Origin of the sequence: Streptomyces sp. NPDC048297 (assembly GCF_043201585.1) — a bacterium.
In the GTDB taxonomy this organism is placed as follows: Bacteria; Actinomycetota; Actinomycetes; order Streptomycetales; family Streptomycetaceae; genus Streptomyces.
On record NZ_JBICZA010000012.1, the window covers coordinates 61,789 to 88,487 of the forward strand.

Sequence of the window (26,699 nt, forward strand, 5' to 3'; positions counted from 1 at the left end):
AGGGCCGGCGGTCGACGGCCAGCCGCTGACGGGTGGCGGTTGAGGCCTGGCGGCCGAGAGCTGACGGGCTGAGGGCTGACGGTTGAGGCCTGGCGGCCGAGGGCCGGCGGTCGACGGCCAGCCGCTGACGGGTGGCGGTTGAGGCCTGGCGGCCGAGAGCTGACGGGCTGAGGGCTGACGGTTGAGGCCTGGCGGCTGAGGGCTGAGGTCCCGCTGTGGCGCGAGGCCGGAGCCGTGGAACGTTCGGTTCTGCGGCTCCGCGACACGCGCTCCCCAGCTCCGCGACACGCGCTCCCCGGCATCGCTTTGGTCTCGGGGTGGGCTCTGGTCCCGAGAGCGGGGCCTTGGTGTCGGTGGCTGCCGATAGGCTGAACGCATGACGCGAGCCGAGCAGCCAACGGCCACCACCGCAGCACCGGACGACGCCCTGGTCGCGGATTCCCGCGAGCGCGCCGTCCGTTCCCTGCTGCGCCGACCCGAGCTGAGGCGCCTGTGGAGCGCACAGCTGGTGAGCGGGGTCGGCGACGCACTGGCGCTGCTCGTGCTGGTCGTCCTCGTCCTTCAGGCGGCCATCACGCAGGGTTCGTTCGGAGGGGGCTACCGCGGTGTGGCGTTCGCGGTGGCGACGGTCTTCGCCGCTCGTGTCCTCGCCACCCTGCTCTTCGGCGCGGTCCTGCTGGGCCCGCTGAACACGCTCACCGCCCAGGACGGCCCGCTCGACCGCCGCTGGACGATGGTCGGCGCCGACGCGCTGCGCGCCGCGCTGCTGATCGTCGCACCCCTGTGGATCGACTGGACCCCGGACAACGCGCTGACCGTCCTGCTGGTCACCGCGTTCGTCACCGGTGTCGCCGAGCGGCTGTGGACGGTGTGCCGGGAGAGCGCGGCCCCGGCCCTGCTGCCCGCGCCGCCCCCGGAGGGCGCGACGGTACGACCGCTCCCGGACCACCTGGACGCCCTGCGCCGCCTCGCGCTGCGCACCGGCTTCCTGGCGATCCCGCTGGCGGCGGCCGCCCTGGTCGTCGCCTCCCTGCTCAACAACCTGCTCGGCACCGGCGTCACCTGGTTCGACCAGCACCAGGCGGCCCTCGCGTCGTACGTGGCGGCCGGTCTGTTCGCCGCGTCCCTGTCCGTGCTGACCGCCCTGGAACTGCCCGGCGCCCGCACCCCGCGCGCGCGGTCCCCGCTGGAGGGTCTGCGCCGCCCGCGCACCGCTTCCGGTGTCGACAAGGGCCGTACGGGCGTGGTTCCGCTGCTCGTCCTCGCCTGTGCCGCTGTGGCCGGTGCCATCGCGGCCGCCGTCGCGGTGTGCGTGCTGCACGCCGCCGACCTGGGCGGCGGCCCGGTCCTCTACGGCCTGCTGGTGCTCGGCCTGACCGGTGGTGTCGGCGTCGGCATCCGCACGGCGCCCGCGCTGCTGCCCTCGCTCTCGCGCCGCCGGCTCCTCGCCCTCGCGATCGCCTTCGCCGGCATCGCCCTGCTGGCCGCGGGCCTGGTCCCGGATGTCACCACCGTCCTGCTGATCGTCACGCTGGCCGGTGTCGCCACGGGTGTCGCCGCGAACACCGGGCACGCCCTGCTCGATCAGGAGACCGAGGAGTACCGCAGGGCGCGGGTCACCGAGCACCTGCACGCGGTGGTCCGCGTCTGCATCGCGCTCGGCGCGCTGATCGCCCCCGTGGTCGCCGGGCTCATCGGCCGGCACCGGCTGGAGAACGGCAGGTTCGTCTTCTCCCACGGTGGCGCCTCGTTCACGCTGATGCTGGTCGGCGCGCTGCTGCTGCCGGTGGCCGTGCTGGTGCTCGCCAAGGTCGACGACCGCTCCGGGATCCCGCTGCGGCAGGACCTCAAGGACGCGCTGCTCGGCGGCGACGACCCGGTCACAGGCCCGGCGGCGAACGGATTCTTCATCGCCCTGGAGGGCGGCGACGGCGCCGGCAAGTCCACCCAGGCCGAGGCCCTCGCGGAGTGGATCCGCGCCAAGGGCCACGAGGTCGTGCTCACCCGTGAGCCCGGCGCCACCCCCGTGGGCAAGCGGCTGCGCTCGATCCTGCTGGACGTGTCCTCGGCGGGCCTGTCGCACCGCGCGGAGGCGCTGCTGTACGCCGCCGACCGGGCCGAGCACGTCGACACCGTCGTACGGCCCGCCCTGGAGCGCGGCGCGGTCGTCATCTCGGACCGCTACATCGACTCGTCCGTCGCCTACCAGGGCGCCGGCCGCGACCTGTCCCCGACCGAGATCGCCCGCATCAACCGCTGGGCGACCAACGGGCTCGTCCCGCACCTCACCGTCCTGCTGGACGTCTCCCCGGAGACGGCCCGCGAGCGGTTCACGGAGGCGCCGGACCGCCTGGAGTCGGAGCCGGCCGAGTTCCACGCGCGCGTGCGGTCCGGTTTCCTCACCCTCTCCGCCGCCGACCCCGGCCGCTACCTGGTGGTCGACGCCGGTCAGGACCCCGAGGCCGTGACGACCGTGATCCGGCACCGGCTCGACATCGTGCTGCCGCTCTCCGACGCCGAGATCAAGGCGCAGGAGGAGGCCCGGAAGAAGGCCGAGGAGGAGGCGCGCCGCAAGGCCGAGGAAGAGGCCGCCCGCAAGGCCGAGGAAGAGCGCCTGGAGCGCGAGCGCCAGGAGGAGCTGGCCCGGCTGCGCGCCGAGGAGGAGGAGCGCAAGCAGCGCGAACTCGAAGAGGCGCAGCGCCGCGAGGCCGAACGGCAGGCGGAGGAGGCCAGGCGGCGTGCCGAGGAGGCGCACCGGCGTGCTGAGGAGGAGCGCAAGCGCCTGCTCGCCGAGGAGAAGGCCCGCGCCGAGGAGGACGCCCGTCGCAGGGCCGAGGAGGAGCGGCGCCGCAAGCAGGCCGAGGAGGAGGCCCGGCTGCGCGCCGAGGCCGAGGCTCTGCGTCTGGAGAAGCAGCGCAAGGCCGAAGAGGCTCTGGTCCGCGCCGAGCAGGCCCGCCGGCAGGCGGCCGAGGCCGCATCGGCGGCCGACGCGGCGGCCCGCCGCCCGGCCGCACCCCAGCCGCCGGTACCGGGCGCGGTCCAGGACGCGGTGACCGTACCGACCCCGGTGGTCTCGCCCGGCACGGAGGAGACGGTCGCGACTCCGGTCGTGTCGCTGGGCACGGGCGAGTCCGAGTCCGACTCTGACCGGACGACCGTGCTGCGGCCGGTGCGCGAGGAGCACGGCCCCAGTGCCGACGCCGACTCCTTCTCCGACTCAGCCTCCGGCAGGGGGCGCGCCGACTCCGCCTCCGAGGTGACGGCGGAGCTGCCGCAGCCGCCGGCCACCCCGGGCGCGGCGGACGAGACCGCGGTGCTGCCGCCGGTGGTTCCGGGCGCGGCGGACGAGACCACGGTGCTGCCGCCGGTGGTCCAGGGCGCTGCCGACGAGACCGCCGTCCTGCCTCCTGTCCGGGGCGAGGTCCCGGCGGACCGGATACCGCAGGGCTTCTTCCGCGACGAGCAGGCCCCCGCGGGCCCCGACGGCTCCGATGACCGCACCCGCGAGATGCCCCAGCTCGGTGCCGACGGCACGCCCCGCCGCCGTCCCCGCCCCGACTGGGCCGAGGAGACCCCGCTGGACGACCTGCCGTCGCTGGCGGACGAGCTGCTCGGCTCGTACGACGAGCGGGAGTACCGCGACCGAGGCGAGGACCCGGGCAGCCGGGGCAGGGGCTGGGGCCGGCGCGGCTGAGCCAGGACATCGGGCGGCGCCCGTCGGAGCACATCGAGGCTTCGACGGGCGCCGCTCTGTTTCGTCCGCCGCCGCCGCCGCCACCACCGTCGTCGCCACCACCACCACCGTCGTCGCCACCGCCACCGTCGCCACCGCCGCCCGCCTCCGCATCGGTCGGTCCTCGCTGTCGGTCCTCGTTGTCAGTGCGCACCCGCACAATGGATCCCGTAAGACGGAACGTGGCGAAGGGACGGAACGTGACGGAAGGGCGGCGTGACCCATGAGCGTGTGGGACGACCTCGTCGGGCAGGAGAAGGTGAGCGCGGCGCTCGAGGCCGCCGCGCGGGACGCCGACCGGCTCGTCACGGCCGCCGCCGCGGACGAGCCGCTGCCCGAGGCGTCGAAGATGACCCACGCCTGGCTGTTCACGGGCCCGCCCGGCGCGGGCCGGAACCAGGCGGCGCGGGCGTTCGCCGCCGCCCTGCAGTGCGTGAGCCCCGATCGCGCCCTCGGCGGAACGCCCGGCTGCGGCTTCTGCGACGGCTGCCACACCGCGCTGCTCGGCACCCACGCGGACGTCACCACGGTGGCCGCTGTGGGCTCCGAGATCCTGGTGAAGGACATGCGGGACACGGTCCGTAAGTCGTTCACCTCGCCGGCGAACGGCCGCTGGCAGATCATCCTGGTCGAGGACGCCGAGCGGCTGAACGAGAAGTCGGCCAACGCCGTCCTCAAGGCCGTCGAGGAGCCCGCTCCCCGCACGGTCTGGCTGCTGTGCGCCCCCTCCATCGAGGACGTCCTGCCGACCATCCGCTCCCGCTGCCGCCACCTGAACCTGAGCACGCCCTCCGTCGCCGCCGTCGCCGACATGCTCGTACGCCGTGACGGCATCGAGCCCCAGGTCGCCGAGGCCGCCGCCCGCGCCACCCAGGGCCATGTCGACCGGGCCCGCCGCCTCGCGACCGACCCGGCGGCCCGCGAGCGCCGCGCCGCCGTACTGAAGCTGCCCCTGCGCCTGGACGATATCGGCGCCTGCCTCAAGGCGGCCCAGGAACTGGTCGACGCGGCCTCGGAGGACGCCAAGCAGCTCGCCGAGGAGATGGACGGCAAGGAGACCGAGGAGCTGAAGGCGGCGCTCGGCGCGGCCCAGGGCGGCCGGATGCCGCGGGGTACGGCGGGCGTGATGAAGGACCTGGAGGACATGCAGAAGCGCCGCAGAACCCGCACGCAGCGCGACAGCCTCGACGTCGCCCTCGGCGACCTCACCGGTTTCTACCGCGACGTCCTCGCCCTTCAGCTCGGCTCCCGCATAGCCCTCGCGAACGAGGACGCCGGGGACGCCCTGGAGCGGCTCGCCCGCGCCGGCTCCGCGGAGTCCACGCTGCGCCGCATCGAGGCGATCGCCGCCTGCCGCGAGGCCCTCGACCGCAACGTGGCCCCGCTGCTGGCCGTCGAGGCGATGACGATGGCTCTGCGGGCGGGGTAGGTGGCTGTGGGGTGAGCCGGGCCGGAGCGGCGGAGCACCGTGCAGACGCGGCGGAGCCCCGTGCAGACCTGTGCGGCGGGACCCGCGTACGCCGCCTGTGCGGCAGGGCCCCGCGTATGGGGTGAAGGAGCGTACGGTGGTTGACGGACGGGTCCCCCGTACGAGGCCACCGTCCGTACGTTCGGCATTCAGTCCATCGCTCAGGGTTACGCTCGCCTGATGCACACCTGGCCTTCCCCCCGCCGCTCCGCCCGGCCTTCACGGACACCCCGGTCGCCCCGGACACTCTGGTCGCCCCGGGTCGTCCCGGGCGCCGCGCTGTTGCCTGCCCCCGCTCTCGTCCCCGCCCCCGGACCCCGTACGGGCCGGACCCGCGCCCGCGCCACGGCACGCGTCATGGCGCCCCTCCTCGCGTCCGCCGCGCTGCTGATCTCCGCCTGTTCCCCGGGGAGTTCGAGTGCGAGCACGCCGACGGGCGGTACGACGCAGGCGGCGCTGGCCGCGCTGCCGCAGACGACGCCGGAGTCGCTCTCGCCGTACTACACGCAGAAGCTCACCTGGCGCGGCTGCGGTGTCTCCGGTTTCCAGTGCACGACGATGAAGGCGCCGCTCGACTACGCCAAGCCCGGTTCGGGTGAGGTCAAGCTCGCCGTCGCCCGCAAGAAGGCCACCGGCGAGGGGAAGCCGCTCGGCTCGCTGCTGGTGAACCCGGGCGGTCCGGGCGGCTCGGCCGTGGAGTACCTCCAGCAGTACGCGGGCATCGGCTACCCGGCCGAGGTGCGCGCCCACTACGACATGGTCGCGGTGGACCCGAGGGGTGTGGCCCGCAGCGAGCCCGTCGTATGTCTCGACGGGCGCGAGATGGACGCGTTCACGCAGACGGACGTCACGCCCGACGACCAGAAGGAGACGAACGCGCTGGTCGGCGCGGACAAGAAGTTCGCGGAGAGCTGCGGGGCGCACTCGGCGCGACTGCTGCGGCACGTCTCCACCGCCGAGGCCGCGCGGGACATGGACATCCTGCGGGCGCTGCTGGGCGACCGGAAGCTGGACTACGTGGGCGCGTCGTACGGCACGTTCCTCGGGGCGACGTACGCGGGGCTGTTCCCCGAGCGGGTGGGCCGCATGGTGCTGGACGGGGCGATGGACCCCTCGCTCGACGCCCGCACGCTCAACCTGGAGCAGACGGCCGGCTTCGAGACGGCGTTCCAGGCGTTCGCGAAGGACTGCGTGCGCCAGTCCGACTGCCCGCTCGGCGGCCGGGGGACGACGCCCACCCAGGTCGGCGACCACCTGAAGGCCTTCTTCCGCACGCTCGACGCCCACCCCCTGGCGGCGGGCGACGCGCGCGGACGCAAGCTCGGCGAGGCGCTCGCGACGACCGGCGTGATCGCGGCGATGTACGACCAGGGCACCTGGGGGCAGCTGCGCGAGGCGCTGACCTCGGCCATGAAGGACAACGACGGCACCGGTCTGCTCACCCTCTCCGACAGCTACTACGAGCGGGGCGCCAGCGGCGGCTACAGCAACCTGATGAGCGCCAACGCGGCGGTGAACTGCCTGGACCTGCCGCCGTCCTTCACCGGTCCCGATCAGGTGAAGAAGGCCCTGCCCGCGTTCGAGAAGGCCTCCCCGGTGTTCGGCGAGACCCTGGCCTGGTCCACGCTGAACTGTTCGTACTGGCCGGTGCGGGCCACGGGCGAGCCGCACCGCATCGTGGCGAAGGGCGCCGCCCCGATCGTCGTCGTCGGCACCACCCGCGACCCGGCCACCCCCTACCGCTGGGCCCAGGCCCTGGCCGCCCAGCTCTCCTCGGGCCGCCTGCTCACCTACGTCGGCGACGGCCACACCGCCTACGGCCGCGGCAGCACCTGCATCGACTCGGCGATCAACACCTACCTCCTCCACGGCACCCCGCCGCCCCACGGCAAACGCTGCTCCTGACCCTCCCCTCCGGCCCCGGATCACACCGCCCCGGGGCCGGTACGAAGCACCTCGGGAAACTGTGTAGACTTACCGACGTTGCTGATCGCACCATGGTGCGGACGGCGTGCCGCTTTAGCTCAGATGGCCAGAGCAACGCACTCGTAATGCGTAGGTCTCGGGTTCGAATCCCGAAAGCGGCTCAGAGAAACCCCAGGACTCACTCGCCGTGACCTGGGGTTTTTCCTTGTCCTTTGCCTTGTGCCGCAGTAACGGCTCAGTCCGAGAACCGTTGCTGAGGGGCGCCGGTGGACAACCGGTGGACACGCGTGCAGTGGACGTGCAGAGCGGTGGACGGGCAAGCGTGCAGGCAGCGGACCATCGAGTCAGTGGCGATGAGGCTGGAGGACGGTGCGCTTTGGCTGCCGACGGCGTGGCGGTTGGGGGGTTCCCATAAGGGGGGACTTCACCAAGGGGTGACTTCTCGGGTGCGCCCGCCCTCAATGTCGACCGCTGCGCTGCCTGAAGGCGGGGCCCGGAACGCGCTGTACGAGTCAGATGTCATAGCCAGGCCCTAGGGTGGGCTGGTTGTCACCGGACGCATGTCTTGTGGGACGTGAAGTAAGAGGAGAAACGAGAGTGGCACAGCTCACGTTGCCGCAGCTGGAGCGGCATCTGTATGCCGCCGCAGATATCTTGCGCGGCAAGATGGACGCGGCGCAGTACCAGGACTACATCTTCGGAATGCTGTTCCTGAAGCGCGCCTCCGATCAGTTCGATGTGGCGCAGGCAGCGCTGGTCAAGAAGCTCGTCGAAGAGGGGAAGAGCCAGGAGCAGGCGGAGCGGATCTCCGAGGCTCGAGGCGCCTACAAGGCTCATGAGTTCTACGTCCCGCAGGAGTCCCGCTGGTCCACGATCGTGGGCAAGTCCCGGACTGAGCCGGCCGAGGCCCTGAACGTGGCCCTTGCTCAGCTGGAGAATCACAACCACCAGGCGCTCGACGGGGTGCTCTCGTACATCAGCTTCACCGAGTCCCGCGGTGGCAACACCAAGCTGACCAAGCCGGTCATCCAGCAGCTCATCGACCACTTCAGCGAGTACCGGCTCAGCAATGAGGACTTCGAGTTCCCGGACCTCCTCGGGCACGCCTACGAGTACTTGATTGGCGAGTTCGCTGACGAGGGCGGCAAGAAGGGTGGCCAGTTCTACACCCCTCGCTCGGTCATCCGCATGATGAACCAGCTGGTCAAGCCGCAGCCGGGCATGTCCGTCTACGACCCGTGCTGCGGTTCGGCCGGCATGCTGATCCTTGCTAAGGAGTATGTGCAGGACCACGGCGGCGATGAGTCACACCTGTCGGTGTACGGACAGGAGGACAACGGTAGCGCCTGGGCGATGGCCCGGATGAACCTGCTGATGCACGGCGTCGCCGACGGCGTCATCCACCACGGGGACACCCTCGCCGATCCGCAGCATGTACAAGGCGGTCAGCTCCAGCGCTTCGACCGCATTCTCACAAACCCGCCGTTCGCGCAGAACTACCGTCAGGCGGGCATGAAGTTCGCCGAGCGCATGGCGTACGGATGGACGCCCGAGTCAGGCAAGAAGGCCGACCTCATGTTCATCCAGCACGTATTGGCAGTGCTGGAGGCGGACGGCATCGCGGCTTCCGTCATGCCGCACGGGGTGCTGTTCCGCGGCGGCGAAGAGCAGAAGATCCGCAAGCAGATCATTGAGGAGGGCCGACTGGAAGCCGTCATCGGCATCGGCCCCAATGTCTTTTACGGCACAGGGATCCCGGCCTGCATCCTTGTCCTGCGTGGCCGTGATGGTGCGCCCGAAGAGAGGCGTGAGGGCGTGCTCTTCATCAACGCGGATCGGGAGGTCACCGCCGGACGCACTCAGAACCTGCTGGAGGCCCAGCACGCGGAGAAAATCGTCTCCGCGTACGAGGGTTGGAGCGAGATTGCCGGGTTCGCCCGCGTCGTAGGGCTCACTGAGCTGGCGAAGAACGATTACAACCTCAACATCCGGCGGTATGTGGATACAACGCCCGTGCCGGAGCCGCAGGACGTGCGGGCGCACCTGTACGGGGGCGTGCCAAGGAGCGAGATCACAGCGCGCAAGACGCAGTTTGAGGCATTCGGCATCGAGCCCGAAGGGGCCCTCTTCCGACTGCGGGATCGTGATCCCAGGTACGTCGACTTCTTGACCGAGGGATACGAGGCGACGGCGGCGCGTATCCCGGGGCTCGCGCAGGAACGTGAAATCGTCCTTGGTCGTGCCTTCCATACGTGGTGGGGTGAACACCGCGGTCAGCTCGCGAAGCTCCCTGTGCACCAGCAGAAGTCGCAGACGCGCGAGGAACTGCTCACTACCTTCGTGGCGGCACTGGAGCCCGTGGACGTGCTGGACAGGTACCAGTTGGCGGGAGCAGCTGCCGCCTGGTGGTTCGATGCGAAGAACGACCTCGACGTGCTGATGGCAAAGAACTTCAAAGGCCTGATTGACGGCTGGGTCCGCAGCATTGCCTCGGCATTCGAGGAGCCCTCGGCCAAGGCCGATGCTAAGACGAAGGCCCGCTATCGGGCCGCAATGCGCAAGGCGCGCGAGCACCGGTTGGTCCCGGAGCTCATCCCAGCGTATGTGAAGCAGCTGGAGACAGCGGAAGCACTGGTCGCAAAGGTGAATGCAGAGGTGAAGGCGGGCTCCCCGCCGAAGAAGACGTCCAAGGCAGGCGAGGGAAGCGGGGAGGACGAGAGCGATGAGGAAGAGTCCGACCTGACACAGGTCCTACCTCCCAAGGAACTGACCGCGCTCAAGAAGAAGCAGCGGGAAGCGAAGCTCGAACTCGCTGCCATCAAGGCGTCCTTCGTTACCGAATTGCACAGTGCGGCGAAGGAGCTGACCCCCGCACAGGCGCAGGAAGTAGTTCTCAGGTTCCTTAACGCGGACCTTTACGCCCGCATGACGCGCTTCGTCCTCGCCGACCGCCGAGCACTAGTGGACACTTTCCGTAATTGGGGCGAGAAGTACGCGGTGACCTTGGAGGACTTGGAACAGGAACGCGAGGCTTCGACCAAGCGGCTGCGGGGGTACCTGGAGGAGCTGGGCTATGCGTGACGGCTGGAAGCGAGTCGCTCTTGGAGAGGTCACTCAGGAGTCGAGCATTCGGGTAGGGAGCCTCTCGAACGAGGCGGTAGTTCTCTCGTCTACGAAGCATCACGGCCTTGTCCGGTCGGACGAGTACTTCAAGAACCGCCAGATCCATAGTGACGATATCTCGGGATACAAGCTGGTCCGAAGAGGATGGTTCGCGTACGCGACGAATCACCTTGCGGAAGGCTCTATCGGCCTTCAGGGGATCGTTGATATCGCATGCGTTAGCCCGATCTACACCGTCTTTTCGTGTTCGCCGGAGATCGATCCAACGTTCATGTATCGCCTCCTCAAGAGCGACGCGATGCTGATGGAGTATGGGGTGCATGATCAGGCGTCCGTAGACCGGCGGGGGGCTGTTCGGTACAGAGATTTCGAGAAGATCGAGGTCAACCTGCCACCGCTGACAGAGCAGCGGCGGATCGCCGAAATCCTCGACGAGGTCGACGCACAGATTCGGCGGGCTGACGCTGAGATCGCCAAGCTTTCGAAAGTGTTTCGTGGAACACTGCTCGGCACAATGGCGGCCCTTCGAGAAGATCCCGATACGACATGGCTGCCGGTCAACGAAGTTGGGGAAGTAAGGCTAGGTCGACAGCGCTCTCCCGAACACTCCGAGGGCGAGTTCATTCGCCCATACTTGAGAGTGGCAAATGTGTTCGATGGGTTCATTGATTACTCGGACGTGCTGAGTATGAATTTTAATCCAGTAGAGCAGGAGCGCTACGAACTCCAACCTGGCGACATCCTTCTTAACGAGGGGCAAAGTATTGAGCTAGTAGGGCGGTCTGCTCTATATGACGGTCCGCCGGGGATGTTCTTCCAAAACACGCTGATTCGCTTTCGGCCTGCGGAAGTACTGCCAGAGTTCGCCAGGCTCGTTTTCAAGTACTGGCTCGACACGGGGGCTTTCGCAGACATTGCCAAGAAGACTACGAGCATTGCCCACCTTGGCGGCGATCGCTTCGGGGCGATGTTGTTTCCGATTCCCAGCGAGGGTGCCCAACGCCGAGCCGTGACGGCTGTTGGAGAAGTCGGAAGCGCGAGCCGTCATATCAGCCAGGAGATCGTCAAGCTCAAGGAATTGAGAAGGGCGCTCTTGGGCGACCTGCTCACCGGCAAGGTCCGAGTCTCAACTTCCGCTTAGCCTGACCGCCCCGCTTATCTCCCACGTACCGCTCACCCAAGGAGACCGCACCCCCGATGTCCGGCCCCGAGTACAAGTACGTAGAAGCCCCACTGATCGCTCAGCTCACCCACCGCACCATGGGTTGGCGGCATGTGGTGGGGATCCAGGGCGCGGAGTTGCAAGCGCCAGGCGCAGATCCGTACATCCGGCATGGGGCGGACAGCGCGCTGCTCACCGGAATCCTCCGGCGTCAGTTGGACCGGCTGAACCGGACGCCGAACGGGACGGCGTGGCTGGACGACGCCCGCGTGGCCGTCGCGATCTCTGCGCTCAGCAAGGGCGGTGCACCCGGCGGCGGGCTCATAGCGGCTAATGAGGCATCAACCCAAGCTCTGATCGAAGGCGTCGCCGTCCCTGGCGTCGACGGCTGGGACGGAGGTAGGGCGCAGAAGGTTCGGTTCGTCGATTGGGAGACACCGGAGAACAACGACTTCCTTGTCGTCTCTCAATTCCCGATGACGATCCCGGGTGCGCGGGACGACCACGGCAAGCCCAGGAAGCTCATTGCCGATCTTGTGCTGTTCGTTAACGGCATTCCGTTGGTCGTTATCGAATGCAAGAAGCTCAAAGCCGGGCAGGGCGATGCGCACAAGGCGATCCAGCAGTTGCGTCGATACGCCAATCAGAGGCGTGATTCGTTCGTGCCCGAGGGCAGCGAACAGCTGTTCCGTACAGTGCAGTTGACAATCGCAACGACTGGGGACACCGCACTGCTGGGAACGTTCACCTCTCGCCCTCAGGACTATGTGGTTTGGCGGGATTCGCACCCCCTCGACACGAAGCGAGTAGCGGAAACGGCGTTCCACAAGCATGACGCATTCGCCGGCGCCCAAAAGGTTCTCGTAGCTGGAGTACTGCACCCGCACCGCTTGCTCGACATCGTGCGAAACTTCGTTGTCTTCAAGGATGTCGAGGTATCCGAAGGGCGAACTGCCCGGGTGAAGATTGGTCCGCGCTACCAGCAGTATCGAGCCGTGCATAAGGCGGTGGAGCGGTTGCTAACGGGCGAGACCAAACAGGTCCACGGAAAGGATGACCAGCGCGGTGGCATCGTCTGGCACACCCAGGGCTCGGGTAAGTCGCTGACCATGGTGTTCCTGGTGCGCAAGCTCCGTTCTACTCCTGGCCTGGGCCATTTCAAGATCGTCATTGTCACCGACCGAAGGCAGCTCCAGAAGCAGCTCGCCGAAACAGCCGAGCTTGCAGGCGAAAAGCCGGACGTCATCACTCGCGCGTCCGAGGTGCCGAAGGTCCTTGCTCTGGAGAACGCCGGCCTGGTCTTTGTCATGATCCAGAAGCAGCAGGACGCGGAGAAGGCTCGGCAGAACGCCGCGGACTCCCTTGCCCACGAAGGCACTCCCGGCTGGGGCTTGATCAACAACCGGGACGGCATCCTCATCCTGGTCGACGAGGCGCACCGCTCCCACGGTTCTGCCCTCCACCAGAACCTCATGGAGTCCCTGCCTAACGCAGCCCGGATCGGCTTCACCGGTACCCCGATCATCATGAACCGCCGCAAGCTCACCACGACGACGTTCGGTGAGTTCATCGACACCTACCGCCTTAAGGACGCCGAGGACGACGGCGCCATCGTGCCCATCTACTACGAAGGACACATCGCCAAAGGCGCGGTCAACGAGGGCGAGACCTTGGACGAGGCGTTCGAGGAGGAGTTCGAAGAGCTCACCGATGACCAGTACGAAGAACTCCAGAAGCGGTACGCCAAGTCCTCGGCTGTCCTTAACGCTGACGACATGATCCGGCGTAAGGCGCGCCACATGCTGCGCCACTACGTCGAAGGGGCTATGAAGGAAGGCTTCAAGGCACAGGTCGTCGCTCATTCACGTGGCATCGCGGTGCGTTACCGGGAAGCCCTGTGTGACGCACGTGACGAACTGGTCGCCGAAGTAGAGAAGGCTGCCAAGTCCCCGGCCCGAACACTCGACAAGGCCCAGGACCTGCCGGCGGAGGACCGTACCCCTAAGCAGCGACTTCTCGTCTCCGCCCACAAGCAGCTTGCGCTGCTCAAGGTCATCGACTTCGTGCCGGTGATCTCCCCCGACTCCGAGGACGACCCGGCGTGGGCATCCTGGTCTGACGGGAACGCTCAGGAGAACGCCATCGCGGCGTTCCGTAGCCCCTTCCCCAACCCCGCCGACCTCACCGCGGAATCCTCCAAGCCGGTGGCTATCCTCATCGTCCGCACCATGCTGCTCACCGGCTTTGACGCCCCCATCGAACAGGTCATGTACCTGGATCGCCGGATGCGTGAGGCCGAACTCCTCCAAGCCGTAGCCCGTGTGAACCGCACCTACGGGGAGAAGAAGCAGGCCGGCTTTGTCGTCGATTACGCGGGCGTCTCCAGAGCCCTCCTCGACGCTATGGCCGCTTACGCCTCCGACGAGGCGGAGGGCGGCACCGTCAAAATCGAGGTCGAGGAGAACAAGCTTGAGCACCAGTACGACGCGCTCCGCCACCATCTCGGGCTCACTCGGGAACTGATCGACCCTGCTGACACCGTCGCCGTGCACCGGCTGGTGGACACTCTGGAGGATGAGGAACGGCGGATCACCTACCGCAAGCTCCTTCGAGCCTTCCTGAATACCTTTGACCTCCTCCTGCCACGCGAAGCCACCCGCCGCTATCAGCGGCCAGCCAAGCTCTTTGGGTTCATCGCCCAGGTGGCAAAACAGCGGTTCAGCGAGGAGGATGACGGCTTCGACCCGGCCGCTTACGGTGAGCGAGTCGCCGAGCTGATCAACGAGCACGTCAAGGCCCTGGGCGTGGAACGCGCGATAGAACCCACCCGGCTGACCTCCGATGATTTCCGCACGAAGGTCGAGCAACTGCCGGGTTCCCGCGCCAAGGCGTCGATGATGGCCCACGCCGTGCGTAACCACATCGAACTTCACTTTCAGGAGAATCCCGTCGCCTACAACAGGCTCCGTGAACGCTTGGAGGAAATCCTCAAGAAGTACGCGGAGGACTGGGCCCAGCAGCTCGAAGCCTTCGAGATTCTCTCCCAGAAGGCGCAGGATGTGGCCGAGGGGCGTGATTCGGGTCTGCCGGAGGATGTGCGTAGTCTCAGCAAGCTCGAACAGGCCGTGTATCAGCAGCTGACCGCCGTCGTCACGGACGGGGTCATTACCGACGAGGCACGGTTGGACCTGATCGGGCTGACGCGCGAAATACGCGCTGTTGCCGTGCGGCACAGCGCACGCAAGGACTTGTTTTACAACACGGCCGCGCTCCACGATCTGCAGAGCGATATCTGGATGCTGCTCGCCGTGAACGACCGCACGCATCCCGCTGTCGACAGCCTCGCGCCTGCGGTGCGGGAGATCATCCAGCACAACAAGAAGGACTTGTAACCCTTCATGCATGACACCGCAGCTGAACCGCTGGAAGTGGGGGGTCTGGTCATCAATGTCCACCCAGTACCCGGACGTACGAGCGTCCGGGTCACGGTGGAACGCGACGCCCGGATCGTTGCTACTGTGCCGCCCGGCGCGGACCGGGAGGCCCTCGAAGGTCTGATCCGCACCCGTCTGCCCTGGCTCTACGCCAATGTTCGCGACCGTGAGGTGGATGTAGAGCAGCGCCCGCGCCGCCGGTTTGTGGATGGTGAGGGGTTCTACTACTTGGGGCGCAGCTACCGACTCAAGGCCGTCGACGAAGCTACCCGCCCGGTGGCCCTGGCGGAAGGCAGGCTTAGGTTGCGGCGGGGCCACGAGGGCTCAGCCAGCGACGCCTTGGTGGCCTGGTACGCGGAGCGGGGAAGGCAATGGCTTCCTCAGCGTCTGAATCCTTGGGCAGACTGCCTAGAAGCTCCGCCCGCTGACCTAGTCGTCCGCCCCCTTGGTTACCGCTGGGGGTCCTGCTCGGATCGGGGAGCCCTTAACATCCACTGGGCGGTCATGCAGCTTCCTGCCGCACTCGTGGACTATGTGCTGGTACACGAGCTGGCCCACCTCCATGAGCCGAACCATTCACCGAAATTCTGGCGGATGGTGGCCCGAGCTCTTCCCGACTACGAAAATCGTCGGCAGAGGTTGGAGGATTGGGGAGCTGGCGTGTGGTTGCCTAGCGAGGATTCGGGACGTTGAACGAGCAGATGGGCTCTCTGGGTGGGGAAGATGTCCGTTGCAAGTGGTCTTCGGGATTCCTATAAACCGACGGTGTCACCGCGCCGCCTGGTAGAGAATCGGTCGGTCGGAAGAACACGGTGGAGGGGGCGGTCGTGAACGTGATGCGCTTCGACGCGGAGGCTGGCGAATTCGTCCTCGGCGTCCGGGAGGAGAGCGTCCAACTCCTTCGGGGCATGGGCACGATCTGTCTGCAGGTTGGGCTGGACGTGAAGGCACCCAGCGCGACGAAGGCCGGCAGGTTCCTGGCTCTCCAGACCGACCTGTACGGGATAGCGAACCCCTACCAGCGGACGCTCGTCGGACGGGGCACGGAAGTGCTCGCGTTCACGCCGGAGACCGGAGTCGAGCGGCCCGTCCTCAAGTTCCTCCTCACCTCGGCCCAACTCCACGCCATCAACGAGGCGCGCGACGGCGACCTCCGAATGGAACTGGAGGTCACGGGCACGCTTCCGCAGGCCCCCGGCTACCCCGGTAGCACGACGGAGGTCCTGCACCTCAGCGTGGCAAAGAGCCGCTGGATCGAACAGGTCACCGCCCTCGGACCCGCGGTCGCGTTCGAGATGCAGGTCCCGTTCCCGTTGGAGGACGACCCCCGCGCGACGCCCGCCCGTTTCCTACGCGCAGCCCAGCGCCGACTTCTGGACGACGACATCGACGGCGCGATCCTGGAGGCCCGTCGCGCGCTTGAATGGATCAAGGAACACAGCGGCTGGAAGTGGCCTGGCGGCAAGGACAGGTTGCAGCGCACGCAAGACGAACGCTGGGCTTGGATCCGTCTCGCGGTCGAGGACCAGACGAGCGCAGCGGTTCACAAGGACGCGGTGACATCGGCGTTCACCTACAGCCGGGACGAGGCGAAAGCCCTGATCGCCATCGCCGCAGCGCTGTTGACGGTCGTGGATGCTCCCGCCTGAGTCGCCCTGCGGGCACGTGAAGCGGCTTCGCACACAGACTGGAGCCCCGGTCAGCTTCCCTCTGACCGGGGCTCCTCCTCCGTCCGCTCTTAGGCGGAACGATTCTGCTGTGACGCGTCGCCTTTACGTGGCGGTGCCATCCTCGGCAGCCGAGCGGCTGAGGCTGCCTGCGGCATTACTTCGGGAACGGCCGCCAGCGCCTTACGCGCGTGCGGCACGAGCTGCACGACCTTTTCGGCGGCATCGCGCGCCAGGTCGTCGAGGACCGACTGGTAGATATCCCTCGTGATCCGCGTGTCCGAGTGGCCGAGGGTCTCCGAGACGACCTTGATGTCGACGCCCGCCGCGAGCATCAGCGTCGCGGCGACATGCCGTAGGTCATGAAGGCGGATCGGCGGAAGGCCAGCCGCCTCCGTCAGACGCTCGAACAGGTCGCTCACCTTGCCCGGGTGGAGGAGGGAGCCGTCCTCCTGGGTGAAGATGCGACCGGTGTCCTGCCAGCCTTCACCCCACGCCTCGCGCTCCCTCTGCTGGCGACTCTTGTGCGTGAGGAAGCCCTCGTTGGTCTCGCCGTCCAGGGCGATCAGCCGGAGGCCGCTGTCCGTCTTGGGCGCACCCTCGTGGACCTCCCAGCCGTCTTGCACGAGTTGAGTGGCGATGGCCAGCGAGCAGTGCTTCGCGGAGTAGTCCTCCCACCGGACGCCGCAGGCTTCTCCTCGGCGGGTGCCTCGGAAGGCGATGAGTCGCCAGAGCAGGTACAGCCGGTCTCCTGCGACGAAGTCGAGGAAGACGGCGGTCTGCTCCGGCGTCCAGACCATGACCGGCGACGGCCTCTTGCCGGTTTCCTGCCAGCGAGCGATGCGCTCCTCGGTCCAGACCAGGGCCTTCGGCTTCGTCCCCGGAAGCAGCTCGACGTGAGCGGCCGGGTTGAAGGCGGGCATGACCTGCTGGGCGATGGCGACGTTCAGGGCAGCCCGGAGCGTGTCGCGAATGTGGGGCTGGGTGTTCAACCCGGTGACCCGGCGGAACGGCGGCATCGCGTCGAGCTGGGCGCGGAACCACTTCCGGCGTGCTCGATTCTCCGCCCCCTTGTTCGGGGTGGCCTTCAGCTCATCAGCGACGGCACGGCGTTGGGCGTTCTGCTCCTGGATCTCGATGTTCCGCTCGTTGATGGCGTCGAACATCTTGTCGATGTGGTGGACTCGGAGCTTGTCGAGGCGAAGGTGCCCGAGGTGCGGCTTGAGGTGGACGCGGATGTCGCATTCGTAGCGCGACGCACCGCCACGGCGCAGACGTTTCCGCCCGGCTAGCCAGGTGTCGAGCCACTCCCCGACGGGGGTCTTCGAGTTGAGCGACTGACCCGTCTGGAACCGGCGACGGGTCTCGTCGTAGTCCGGCAGAGGGGTCTTCTCCTTGACGCAGTCCTCCAGCAGGTCGCTGATCTGCGTCCTGCCCCACGCGTCGTCCTCTTCGGGAATCGCCATGAGGGCGCGGACCTTGCCCAGCTCCTCCTGGGCTTTGGTGGAGGTCTCGAAGCCACCACGACGGAACCGCCGTCGTCGGCCGTCCTGGGCGGGGTCCAGCTCCTGGAACACCCCGAAGGTCCCGTGCCGTCGCGACTGGAGCTTCGGGCACGACGCCCCGAGGTCCTTGCCGGTCTCGGGGTCAGTGCACCGGCACCGTCGCGTGATGGTGCCCTTCTTCATTCACGCTCCTCGGCCTCGGGGTGTATGTCGGGCTCGTCGACAAAGGCGAGTCGGTCAGGAAGGGCCGGAGGGGTAAGGCCGCGCTGACGCATCCGCTCTCGGTACGCACGCAGCTCTTGGGCGTCCTCGAAGGCGTGCGCCTCGTAGCCTTCGGCTCGCTGAAGAAGCGTGGTTCGGCGACTGCGGTCCAGTGTGGTGCTGGCCACCCGTCGCCGTTCCTGCGCCAGGACGTACGAGGACATCGACGCGGCGACGAGGTCGCCGTGGTGTCGGAAGGTGTCGAGAACGTCCCGGGGCGAGCCCTCGGGGGCAGCATCATCCAGAGGTGTCTCTCCGGTGAACCAGGCGACCGCATCCCAAGTGGACAGCTCCTGGCCCGGCAGAACCTCGACCGTCGCCGAAGATCCGAGCGGAAACAGCAGGGTGACCGGCGGACTGCCCAGGACGTCGGCCAGCATGACGAGGTCCGCCACGCTGACGCTCGTCTTGCGGCCGGACTCCAGGTTCTTGATGGAGTGCTCGGTGAGTTCCGGCATGCCGCGGGCCGCGCAGCCCTGCGCGACCTCGGCCATCGTGAGGCCGGCGGCCCGGCGCGAGTCCCGTAGGCGCCGAGCGATCCGGCCGGTGAAGGCTGTCGACCATTGATCAGGTGTCATGGTGACACCCTAAGAACCAGAAGGGGGCTGCCGCAACTCCGTGATACATCTTTCGCGTCACTACGGCACCGATAAGCGCGAGGAGAGCGTCATGGCGACCCCTAAAGAGTCACGAGCGGCACGAGGGCTGACCGGCGACGAGCTGCTCGCACTCCCAGCGGTGATCGATCTCGACACCTCGAACAAGGCGCTGATGATCGGACGGTCCACCGGGTACGGCCTCGCCAAGCAGGGGGAGTACCCCGTCAAGGTGCTGCGCCTCGGAAACGCCTACCGTGTGGTCACGGCCGACCTGCTGAAGTTGCTGGGCCTTGAGCGCCATCAGTCTGGCGGCGGGCAGGAGACTGACGGCAGTGAGCGGCACGACCTCGCCGCCTAGTGGTGCTCTGTCGACCTCTAGGACGAAGTGCTCGGTCCAGGGCCGTAACCGGCAGGTGCGTTCGGCCCGGATCCCGGCGACCAGCGCTTGTCGGCTGCTTCAACCCTCTGGGTAGGGTCGCGGTAACCGACCTGGAGAGGTAGCCGCATGGACCCCGAGATCGTGATCGCGCAGACGACGAGTGACAACGAGGAGCAGGCAAAAACCCTCGCCAGGGGTGCTGTCGAGAGCAAACTGGCGGCGGGCGTTCACATCGACGCGCCCATCAACGCCTTCTACTGGTGGCAGGGGAAGGTCGAAGCCGCGCAGGAGTGGCGGATCTCCTACATGACGTCCACGGATCGCCTCCCCGCGCTAGAGGCATGGCTGCACGAGAAGCACCCGTACGACGTCCCCCAGTGGGTCACCCTGCCTGTGACCGGAGGGTCGGACGCGTACTTGTCCTGGGTCGTCGAGGAGACGCGCCCGTAGTAGGGGTCACCACTGCACCCCCTCCCACCGAGCCGGTCCGCTCGGACGCTTCACAGCGTCGCGAACGCCAGCAGATGGCTGGCCAGATCATGTTCGGTGTCGGGAAGGCCGGCAGCGATGGCCTGCGCCCGCTGACGACCCATGGTGTTGGGCTTCGATTCCGCCGCTGCTGCGAACTGGTGCGCGACATAGGCCCCGCGGTCTACGTCGCCACCGCGCAGAAGTGCGGACGCCAGGTCCCCCAGGACGACGACACCGGACTCGGGCAGTCCACCGCCCAGGCGCTTGACTGCGGAGTCGGCCGTAGCCGTCAGCTCCTGCCGCTTGAGTTCGCCGTAGACCGAGAGGGTTAAGGAGTCCATCCGGTACGGCGTCACGAAGCGAACCCACGCCTGCTCGCTTGTGTGGTCGGCGAAGTCGTAGGCAAACCTGGCCTGCTCCAGCGCACGAAGGGCGACAGCGTCATCGCCTGACTGGGCGGCCTCCTCCGCGTACCGGCCCAGGGCCCACGCTGCGGCGGTTGCATTGCCGCGTCCGCGTACGTCTTGAGCTGCCTGCGAAAGCATCTCCAGCGCCTTCGCGGGGCTGGGGGCACCGTAGCTCGCGTAGCCCAGAGCCAGGGCGCGCAGAGGGGGGTGCCCAGCTCTCTTCGCGCACTCCGAGGTCACTCCGTAATAGGAGGTGGCCTTGTCGTGTTCGCCGAGGTCCCAGGCGATCCATCCGGCAAGAGCTGCGGTCTCCCCCGCCGCGATGGTCAGCGCTTTCTCATGGGATCCGGCGCGGGGAAGGGCCGCAGTGATCGCGTCCAAGTGCGCCTCGACCCTCGACTGCAAGCTGAGGGCGCTCTCGTTCAGCTCGTCCACGTGCAACCGGGCCGCATGATCGACAAGCACCCCCGCCGACTCCGGGTCGATCTTGGAACCCTTGCTGAGTGCATAGGCCAGCCGGCCCCACGGCTCGGCAGCCGCAGCCGCACCGACGGCTACGCCTCCCAGCAGCGTTCGGCGTTTCACGTCGTCCAGGTCCTCCGCTTCGACCTCGTTCTTCGCTCGTCGCCTGGCGCGTGCGGCTTTCGCTTCACGCAGCAACGGCTCCAGCGGGACGCCGCAGGCCAAAGCGATGTTCCCCAGGGTGTGGTCCGTCGGGACGTTGGTCCCCTTCTCGTACCGATTGACTTCCCGGCGGGTCATCGTTGCCCGGCCGGAAGCGGCGTTGATCGCGCCGGCCTGCTGGTCCTGCGTCCGCTTCGCGTTCCGCCGCAGGTGAAGGAGCAGCTCGGCAAAGGGATCCACTGCCATGAGTCTGACCTCTATCCGTGGGAGAAATCCAATCCTCCCCCCAACTCCCCCCTGATTTTCCCCCCTTGACAAAGATTTCCCCCCTCCGGTTTCCCCTGTTCCGGATCGCGCCGCCACGGTGCGATGTGCGCATGACCACGCACCGGACAGCATCGCCACCCCGACCAGGGGGCGACGACGGTGGCGCCCACGTCGTCGGCGCCGCGACAGCTCGGTGTCCGCTGGCCTCTCACGTCTTTGAGATGGCCATGGAGCCGATGGATGTGCACGTCGCTGAAGCACGACGAACCACGGCCACCGTGCTGAAGCAGTGGTCGTTGCCGGAGGGCCCGGCAGAAGACGCCCGCCTCGTCGTCTCGGAGTTGGTGTCCAACGCGATCATCCACGGTTCCGGGGACGTGCGACTGCGACTGCGGCACGACGACCGCGAGCTGCGGATCCGAGTAACTGACGACAGCACCGCACCGGCGAGGCGACGACGCGCGAGTGCCGCCGGCCTCGGGGGTCGAGGGCTGCACCTCGTCGCCTGCCTGTCGCTTCGGTGGGGCGTCGCGGACGGCGGCCGGACGACATACGCGGTCATCCCCACTCTCACGGAGGCACCCCCATGTCGCCGCACAACGCAGTCAAGTACGGAGCCGACGTGTTGAGCTTCGTCGCCCTTGACCGGGGGCGAGAAAGGCACACGGGCGGCAGCGCGCCGACTGCCGACCGTGGCCACCCGAGATGGCCTTTCACCTCTGCCCGGGTGGAGCGTCAGTCCCGAGCTGGCCAACTCCAAAACTTCCGCGAGCACTTCTGCCGACAGGTCATCGCCGCGCAGGCCGATCAGCCGCTGCGCGTGCTGGCGTACAGCTTGGTACCGAGTCCGAGGGCCCGACCTGATGAGGACTGGGGAACGCTGCAGGCTGAGGCCGACCAGCTCGGTTACGCGATCGCCGCCCGGCTTCACGATGTGGCGGTCCCGGTGACCACGACGTACTTCCCGGCCTCCAGTGCGAGCCAGGGCGTCTACACGCCGCCTTGGGATCGACCTGGATGGTGTGAAGCCGAGCGACAGCTCCGAGAGGGCTTGGCCGACGGCGTGCTCGTCCTCGACCGGCACAACATCAGCTCCGATGACGACGAGTACCACGCCGTGATCAAACACCTGGGCGAGCACTGCCGGGCGTTCCTCCACCTCGTGATCCCCGAGGAACCCGTCGCGCCGACTTGAAGGCGTCCACTGCGCTGGATGGACAGGAAGGGCTGGGGCTGGCGGCAGATCAGCGCCCAGATCGCCCTGATCGCCACCGTGAGCGTCGTACTCGCCTGCACCTTCACATACACCTGACCGAGGGCTGACCATGACTTTCGAGGGACATGCCGATCGTGCACCGCGCCTCCTGCCGCACCGCGAGCAGGGCGAAGCGCTCCTCGCCATCAGGGAGGCCGCTCCGTCGGCACCCAGCGAAGAGGGCATCGACCTCTTCGCCGTGCCCGCCGGTGAGGTTCAGGGGCGTGGCTTCAACCTCTCGCGCTTTCACCGGCTCTCGCGCCTGCCGGCCGAGCCGGACGGATCGACCTCGCCGTCGGCTGACGGCCCGCCGGACGCGGCCTGACTCCTCAAGGGAGCACGACGGCGACCACCGCGCTGTCCCGGACGCCGTCACCAGTTGCCTACACCGTCCCATCCATCCCCGAGCAAAGGTCGCAGATGAACCGTCCCGTTCTCGCTCTGGCCACCACCATCGCCCTCGCGTCCGCGGTGCACATCGCCCAGCGTCACCTGCAGCACCGCCAGTCCCTGGAGCTGGCGGTGCACCAGGTCCACGGCCGCATGCTCGAAGTCGCGACCACACACCCGGATTTGGACCCGATCTGGGTGCGCAACCATCCCGATCACGTCAAGGACGACGAATCGGGTCCGCTCCTGATGTGCCAGTGGTGGCTTGAGTTCTGGCGCCCCGGCCTCAATCTCAGGGTGTTCACCCCCGCCGTCCTGCGGCAGAACGCGCGGAACTTCATGGAGGACCCGACGGCCCTCAAGGCGTGGGCTCTGACCCGTCACGGGCGTGCCCAGCAGTCCCGGGGGCGATGGGACCGCATGCACGTGGCGTTGTTCGACGCGGCGTTCGAGGAGGCCGGCGGTCCGGCCGAGTACCCCGAGTTGGAACTTGCTCCGGCCTCGGCCCTCTGAGGCGCGACGACACCCTGACGAAAGGATGATCATGACCGTTCCCGCTTGCGGATCACCACCCGCTACGGCCGCGCCGAGCGACCCCAAGTCGCGCGCTCTTCTCCTCGACCTCGACGGAGTGCTGCTCGACACGCGTCCCGTGATGCGGAAGGCGTGGCAGAGGGTCCAGGAGATCCATGGCGTCGTGCTTCCCTTCCGCGACTACGAGCGCCACCTGGGTCGCGAATTCGGGGACATCATGCAGCGGCTGGGCGTGACCGATGCTGAGGCGGTCCGCCGGACGTACGAGGCGGAGTCCGTGGCCACCGCGCACCTCGCGGAGGAGTTCGCCGGCATCGTCGAGACGCTCCACGCCTTCGTGGCCGCTGGCTGGCGGCTGGGTGTCGTGACGTCCAAGCACGTCGACCGGGCGGCCCCGCTCCTCGCGCGCCTCGGGTGTCCCTTCGCGACCATTCGCACGCCCGCCGGAGCGGGCCGGACGAAGCCGGCCCCGCACCCGCTCCTCCTGGCACTGGTCGACCTGGGGGTCGACCCCGCCTCCGCCGTCTACGTGGGTGACATGGCGGTCGACCAGGAGTCAGCCGCCCGCGCCGGCGTCCCGTATGTACACGCTGGATGGGGCTACGGGCAGCCGACGGCCCCCGACCCCGAGACGATCGCGTCCCCCAAGGAACTGCTGAGCCTTCTTCCCGCCAAGCCGCTCGTCGAGGGGAGCACGGTGTGAGCCCCCACACGACTGGTGGCCTCGGCCTGGTCCGCTCCTCCAACGCCGGAAAGCCGACCTGGGCTCTCGTCGGAACCGGCGCCCTGGCGCACGCGCGGACCGACCACATCCACACCACGGACCTGGAAGCGACGACCGTCGACAAGCAGTTACTGCGCTCCGGCGTCGAAGACGTCATGGAGGCCGTCGACCGCTACAGCACCAAGTTGGCCACGACCCCAGGCGGAGCCGACTGGCTCCACGTCCAGCACGTCCCCGTGCGACGCTTCGTCGCCGAGATCGTGCGCAAGCTCCTGGCCCTGAACTCCTGGGCACCGTTCGCCTCCGCCCCAGGGCCCCTGACCCTGGCCCCCTACGAGGGACTCGTGAGCCTGCGTTCGAGCAGCTCGCGTGAGTACCTGGCCTACACGGTGACGTGGTCCGGCGTCGCATACGTGCTCGGTGCTGCGGCACCGCACAACCCGACCCTCTCGGCCCAGCTCCGGAACCGCACCCGGACGAGTACGGCGAACACGGAGCCGAGTCCCCTCCCCTCGGACCTCGGACGCCAGGACGTTCTGGCGCTGTCGTGGACCTCCCGCCACGCAGCCACGCTGACCCCCGTTCTCGCCGAACTGGCGCGCGACGGGCAGAGGAGCCTCCTGCTCGATCTCGCCACTGATGCCGCCGAGCGGTGCAGCGTGGGACCGGCAACGGGTATCGAACTGCGCTCGGCCCCGAGCGACCTCTTCACCGTCTCCGGAACCGCCGAGGGCCTCCACCGTCCCGACGACGAGCACGTTGTCCAGGTAGGAGGTCACGGCGTGCAACTCGCCAGACTCGTGAGGCTCTTGTCCGTGCTCTTGGAGACCAGCGGGGGCTGCACCCAGCCGTCGTGGCGGACGGTGGTGCGGGCGGAGAGCTGGCTCGACGACATCCTGTCGACCACCAGACCGCACACCGTCCTGCTGAGCAACGACACCAGCCCCCTGGGGGTGCTGGCCGCGCACGCCGCCGAGCGGCACGGAGCGAACTCGGTGCACGTCCAGCACGGGGCGTGGACGGCGGAATCGGTCGCCTGGCCGGCCCTGCACAGCCGCGACATCATCGTCATGGGCGAGCGGGACCTCGCCCTGGGCCGAGGGTGGGCGCGCCACCCCGAGGCCGAGGTGCACGTACTCGGGCAGCCCCGCTTCGACGTCCTCGCCGGTCTGAGCCGCCAGGCACAGCGGCGGTACCTGGAGAAGCTGCTCGCTTCGGGGGGCCGACGTGGGCCGACCCGGATCGCGGTGTGGGCATGCCAGCCCTTCAACCCCGGTCACCTCAAGTCCCACGCGGACCTCCTCCTGGACGGGCTTGCCGAGGCGGGCGGCGACTGGGGGCTCGTCATCGCTCCACACCCGGCACAGGGCACCGACGCCTTCACCGCTCTGGTGAAGCGGGACGGCGGGCCGCCCGTCGCGGTGGCCGACCCCCGGGTCGGAGCGCGGGGCTCCCTTGCTGGTGCTGACGCAGTAGCGAGCGCGTACTCGACGTGCGGAATCGAAGCCGCGCTGCTCGGCATCCCGGTCCTCGAAATCGGCCCGCCGGGCGAACGCACCCTGGGCCTGGCCGGTCACGGACTCGCGACCCGGTGCGAGGCCACCGGGGACATCGCCGAAGCGCTCTCCGGCGTGAGCGGGGGCCCCGCGCCGATCCCGCGGGCGGCCCTGGACGCCGTCTGCCGGTGGCGCGGAGACAGCGCTGTTCGGATCGCCCGGCTCATCACCGACCGCGCCACCTCCGGCCCGAGGACCAACAGCTCTACCCACCACCACCCGGGCGCCGCTGCGTCGCCCAAGGACGAAGGAGCATCCGCCCGATGACATCCCTCACGGCCGACAGCATCGCCGAGCTGTTCTCCGACGCCGTCACGCTGGCCAAGTCCGGCGAGAAGATCAGCCCCCGGGGCATGGCCACCCACGAAGTCCGCGACGTGCACCTGCTGCTCACCCAGCCGCGCGCCCGCCTGCTCTACGCCCCGCCCGCCCGCATCGTGAATCCGGCCTTCGCCGTCGCCGAGACGGTCTGGCACCTCTCCGGATCCGACGCGCCGTGGATCTTCGACTACAACAACCGACTGCGGCAGTTCGCCGACGAAGGCGTCCTCCTGGGGGCGTACGGCCCCAGGATGCGGAACTGGGCCGGCAAGGTCGACCAGCTCTCCCGCGTCGTCGAAATCCTCCAGGCCGACCCCGACTCCCGGCGAGCCCTGATCCAGCTCTACGACCCGGCCCAGGACGCCGCAGGGCACAAGGACGTGCCCTGCACCCTCGGATTCCGGTTCCACCTGCGTGCCGGCCGCCTGCACATGGCGACCACGATGCGCGGCCAGGACGTATGGATCGGCATGCCGTACGACGTGTTCTTCTACACCGTGCTGCACGAGCTGGTCGCCGGATGGCTCGACGCGGAACTCGGCGAGTTCCACCTGCACATCGGCTCGCTGCACATCTACGACGAGCACATCGAGCAGGCCGACACGCTCACCATGCTCCCGGCGAGCGCGACCATGCCCGACCTGCGAACACCCTGGAACGGCTTCGACGGCCTGCTCGACCAGGTCGAGGCCCGTGACGTGACCGGTCACCCCGGCTGGGACGCGATGGCCGAGACCCTGCGCAGCTACCGGCTGTGGAAGGACGGCAAGCGCGAGCAGGCGTGGCGGGCGGCCGAGACGATCGACGGGCCCCTCGGCCAGGCCCTCACCGCCTGGTACGGAGAGCTGGAACGGCGCTCGACCAATCGCGCCGCCACGGCCGGGGCAAGGTGA

The 26,699-nt window shown here is 68.2% G+C and carries 20 protein-coding genes and 1 tRNA gene; 18 read left to right on the forward strand and 3 right to left on the reverse strand.

Annotated elements, in window-relative coordinates:
• Positions 1 to 376 precede the first annotated feature (376 nt).
• The 9 genes from tmk (at position 377) to ACGFYV_RS15455 (ending at position 16,495) form a co-directional block, all read left to right on the forward strand.
• Positions 377 to 3,694, forward strand: coding sequence for a dTMP kinase (tmk, locus tag ACGFYV_RS15415; protein WP_393878881.1), 3,318 nt, complete (start codon positions 377 to 379; stop codon positions 3,692 to 3,694).
• A gap of 262 nt (positions 3,695 to 3,956) precedes the next feature.
• A complete protein-coding gene (locus tag ACGFYV_RS15420) occupies positions 3,957 to 5,162 on the forward strand; it encodes a DNA polymerase III subunit delta' (RefSeq protein ID WP_393878882.1) in 1,206 nt (401 codons plus the stop codon).
• Between the two features lie 396 nt (positions 5,163 to 5,558).
• Positions 5,559 to 7,106: an alpha/beta hydrolase gene (locus ACGFYV_RS15425; protein ID WP_393878883.1), complete on the forward strand. Its 1,548-nt coding sequence runs from the start codon at positions 5,559 to 5,561 to the stop codon at positions 7,104 to 7,106.
• Positions 7,107 to 7,214: 108 nt separating this feature from the next.
• A tRNA-Thr gene (locus tag ACGFYV_RS15430) sits at positions 7,215 to 7,288 on the forward strand.
• 436 nt (positions 7,289 to 7,724) lie between these two features.
• Positions 7,725 to 10,208, forward strand: a complete 2,484-nt coding sequence (locus ACGFYV_RS15435; RefSeq protein ID WP_393878884.1) for an N-6 DNA methylase — start codon at positions 7,725 to 7,727, stop codon at positions 10,206 to 10,208.
• Positions 10,201 to 11,391 carry a restriction endonuclease subunit S gene (locus tag ACGFYV_RS15440; protein WP_393878885.1) on the forward strand — a complete coding sequence of 397 codons (1,191 nt, stop codon included), beginning with the start codon at positions 10,201 to 10,203 and terminating at the stop codon, positions 11,389 to 11,391. Before ACGFYV_RS15435 ends, ACGFYV_RS15440 begins: the two co-directional genes overlap by 8 nt.
• Positions 11,392 to 11,447: 56 nt before the next feature.
• On the forward strand, positions 11,448 to 14,804 hold the full coding sequence (locus tag ACGFYV_RS15445; protein WP_393878886.1) for a type I restriction endonuclease subunit R: 3,357 nt from the start codon (positions 11,448 to 11,450) through the stop codon (positions 14,802 to 14,804).
• Between the two features lie 6 nt (positions 14,805 to 14,810).
• A complete protein-coding gene (locus tag ACGFYV_RS15450; protein WP_393878887.1) occupies positions 14,811 to 15,539 on the forward strand; it encodes a M48 family metallopeptidase in 729 nt (242 codons plus the stop codon).
• A gap of 140 nt (positions 15,540 to 15,679) precedes the next feature.
• On the forward strand, positions 15,680 to 16,495 hold the full coding sequence (locus ACGFYV_RS15455) for a hypothetical protein (RefSeq protein ID WP_393878888.1): 816 nt from the start codon (positions 15,680 to 15,682) through the stop codon (positions 16,493 to 16,495).
• A gap of 89 nt (positions 16,496 to 16,584) precedes the next feature.
• Here the strand turns inward: ACGFYV_RS15455 and ACGFYV_RS15460 are convergent, their stop codons facing one another.
• Positions 16,585 to 18,201: a tyrosine-type recombinase/integrase gene (locus tag ACGFYV_RS15460; protein ID WP_393878889.1), complete on the reverse strand. Its 1,617-nt coding sequence runs from the start codon at positions 18,199 to 18,201 to the stop codon at positions 16,585 to 16,587.
• Positions 18,198 to 18,857, reverse strand: a complete 660-nt coding sequence (locus ACGFYV_RS15465) for a helix-turn-helix domain-containing protein (protein ID WP_393878890.1) — start codon at positions 18,855 to 18,857, stop codon at positions 18,198 to 18,200. The genes ACGFYV_RS15460 and ACGFYV_RS15465 overlap by 4 nt, the downstream gene beginning before the upstream one ends.
• A 91-nt stretch (positions 18,858 to 18,948) precedes the next feature.
• On the opposite strand from ACGFYV_RS15465, the gene ACGFYV_RS15470 reads away from it, so the two are divergent.
• Positions 18,949 to 19,236 (forward strand): hypothetical protein, encoded by a 288-nt coding sequence (locus ACGFYV_RS15470; protein WP_358696292.1) that lies wholly within the window; start codon positions 18,949 to 18,951, stop codon positions 19,234 to 19,236.
• 147 nt (positions 19,237 to 19,383) lie between these two features.
• Positions 19,384 to 19,707, forward strand: coding sequence for a divalent-cation tolerance protein CutA (gene cutA / locus ACGFYV_RS15475; protein ID WP_358696291.1), 324 nt, complete (start codon positions 19,384 to 19,386; stop codon positions 19,705 to 19,707).
• 50 nt (positions 19,708 to 19,757) lie between these two features.
• Here cutA and ACGFYV_RS15480 read toward each other — a convergent pair whose 3' ends face one another.
• The gene (locus tag ACGFYV_RS15480) at positions 19,758 to 21,005 is read right to left on the reverse strand and encodes a helix-turn-helix domain-containing protein (protein WP_393878891.1); all 1,248 of its coding nucleotides are present in this window, start codon (positions 21,003 to 21,005) and stop codon (positions 19,758 to 19,760) included.
• A gap of 257 nt (positions 21,006 to 21,262) precedes the next feature.
• On the opposite strand from ACGFYV_RS15480, the gene ACGFYV_RS15485 reads away from it, so the two are divergent.
• The 7 genes from ACGFYV_RS15485 (at position 21,263) to ACGFYV_RS15515 (ending at position 26,699) form a co-directional block, all read left to right on the forward strand.
• Positions 21,263 to 21,655 (forward strand): ATP-binding protein, encoded by a 393-nt coding sequence (locus ACGFYV_RS15485; RefSeq protein ID WP_393879029.1) that lies wholly within the window; start codon positions 21,263 to 21,265, stop codon positions 21,653 to 21,655.
• Positions 21,613 to 22,221, forward strand: coding sequence for a hypothetical protein (locus ACGFYV_RS15490; protein ID WP_393878892.1), 609 nt, complete (start codon positions 21,613 to 21,615; stop codon positions 22,219 to 22,221). Before ACGFYV_RS15485 ends, ACGFYV_RS15490 begins: the two co-directional genes overlap by 43 nt.
• Before the next feature lie 130 nt (positions 22,222 to 22,351).
• Positions 22,352 to 22,606, forward strand: a complete 255-nt coding sequence (locus ACGFYV_RS15495) for a hypothetical protein (protein WP_393878893.1) — start codon at positions 22,352 to 22,354, stop codon at positions 22,604 to 22,606.
• A gap of 95 nt (positions 22,607 to 22,701) precedes the next feature.
• Positions 22,702 to 23,184 (forward strand): DUF6082 family protein, encoded by a 483-nt coding sequence (locus ACGFYV_RS15500; protein ID WP_393878894.1) that lies wholly within the window; start codon positions 22,702 to 22,704, stop codon positions 23,182 to 23,184.
• Positions 23,185 to 23,215: 31 nt separating this feature from the next.
• Positions 23,216 to 23,908: an HAD family hydrolase gene (locus ACGFYV_RS15505; RefSeq protein WP_393878895.1), complete on the forward strand. Its 693-nt coding sequence runs from the start codon at positions 23,216 to 23,218 to the stop codon at positions 23,906 to 23,908.
• Complete coding sequence (locus ACGFYV_RS15510; RefSeq protein ID WP_393878896.1) at positions 23,905 to 25,752, forward strand: hypothetical protein; 1,848 nt, start codon at positions 23,905 to 23,907, stop codon at positions 25,750 to 25,752. Before ACGFYV_RS15505 ends, ACGFYV_RS15510 begins: the two co-directional genes overlap by 4 nt.
• Positions 25,749 to 26,699 carry a thymidylate synthase gene (locus ACGFYV_RS15515; RefSeq protein ID WP_393878897.1) on the forward strand — a complete coding sequence of 317 codons (951 nt, stop codon included), beginning with the start codon at positions 25,749 to 25,751 and terminating at the stop codon, positions 26,697 to 26,699. Before ACGFYV_RS15510 ends, ACGFYV_RS15515 begins: the two co-directional genes overlap by 4 nt.

What these genes read in the sequence shown, in the direction of transcription:
- tmk (WP_393878881.1), top strand. Translation starts at nt 377, where the DNA reads ATGACGCGAGCCGAGCAGCCAACGGCCACCACCGCAGCACCGGACGAC.
- ACGFYV_RS15420 (WP_393878882.1), top strand. Translation starts at nt 3,957, where the DNA reads ATGAGCGTGTGGGACGACCTCGTCGGGCAGGAGAAGGTGAGCGCGGCG.
- ACGFYV_RS15425 (WP_393878883.1), top strand. Translation starts at nt 5,559, where the DNA reads ATGGCGCCCCTCCTCGCGTCCGCCGCGCTGCTGATCTCCGCCTGTTCC.
- ACGFYV_RS15440 (WP_393878885.1), top strand. Translation starts at nt 10,201, where the DNA reads ATGCGTGACGGCTGGAAGCGAGTCGCTCTTGGAGAGGTCACTCAGGAG.
- ACGFYV_RS15445 (WP_393878886.1), top strand. Translation starts at nt 11,448, where the DNA reads ATGTCCGGCCCCGAGTACAAGTACGTAGAAGCCCCACTGATCGCTCAG.
- ACGFYV_RS15450 (WP_393878887.1), top strand. Translation starts at nt 14,811, where the DNA reads ATGCATGACACCGCAGCTGAACCGCTGGAAGTGGGGGGTCTGGTCATC.
- ACGFYV_RS15460 (WP_393878889.1), bottom strand. Translation starts at nt 18,201, where the DNA reads ATGAAGAAGGGCACCATCACGCGACGGTGCCGGTGCACTGACCCCGAG.
- ACGFYV_RS15465 (WP_393878890.1), bottom strand. Translation starts at nt 18,857, where the DNA reads ATGACACCTGATCAATGGTCGACAGCCTTCACCGGCCGGATCGCTCGG.
- ACGFYV_RS15470 (WP_358696292.1), top strand. Translation starts at nt 18,949, where the DNA reads ATGGCGACCCCTAAAGAGTCACGAGCGGCACGAGGGCTGACCGGCGAC.
- cutA (WP_358696291.1), top strand. Translation starts at nt 19,384, where the DNA reads ATGGACCCCGAGATCGTGATCGCGCAGACGACGAGTGACAACGAGGAG.
- ACGFYV_RS15480 (WP_393878891.1), bottom strand. Translation starts at nt 21,005, where the DNA reads ATGGCAGTGGATCCCTTTGCCGAGCTGCTCCTTCACCTGCGGCGGAAC.
- ACGFYV_RS15485 (WP_393879029.1), top strand. Translation starts at nt 21,263, where the DNA reads ATGGATGTGCACGTCGCTGAAGCACGACGAACCACGGCCACCGTGCTG.
- ACGFYV_RS15490 (WP_393878892.1), top strand. Translation starts at nt 21,613, where the DNA reads ATGTCGCCGCACAACGCAGTCAAGTACGGAGCCGACGTGTTGAGCTTC.
- ACGFYV_RS15495 (WP_393878893.1), top strand. Translation starts at nt 22,352, where the DNA reads ATGACTTTCGAGGGACATGCCGATCGTGCACCGCGCCTCCTGCCGCAC.
- ACGFYV_RS15500 (WP_393878894.1), top strand. Translation starts at nt 22,702, where the DNA reads ATGAACCGTCCCGTTCTCGCTCTGGCCACCACCATCGCCCTCGCGTCC.
- ACGFYV_RS15505 (WP_393878895.1), top strand. Translation starts at nt 23,216, where the DNA reads ATGACCGTTCCCGCTTGCGGATCACCACCCGCTACGGCCGCGCCGAGC.
- ACGFYV_RS15515 (WP_393878897.1), top strand. Translation starts at nt 25,749, where the DNA reads ATGACATCCCTCACGGCCGACAGCATCGCCGAGCTGTTCTCCGACGCC.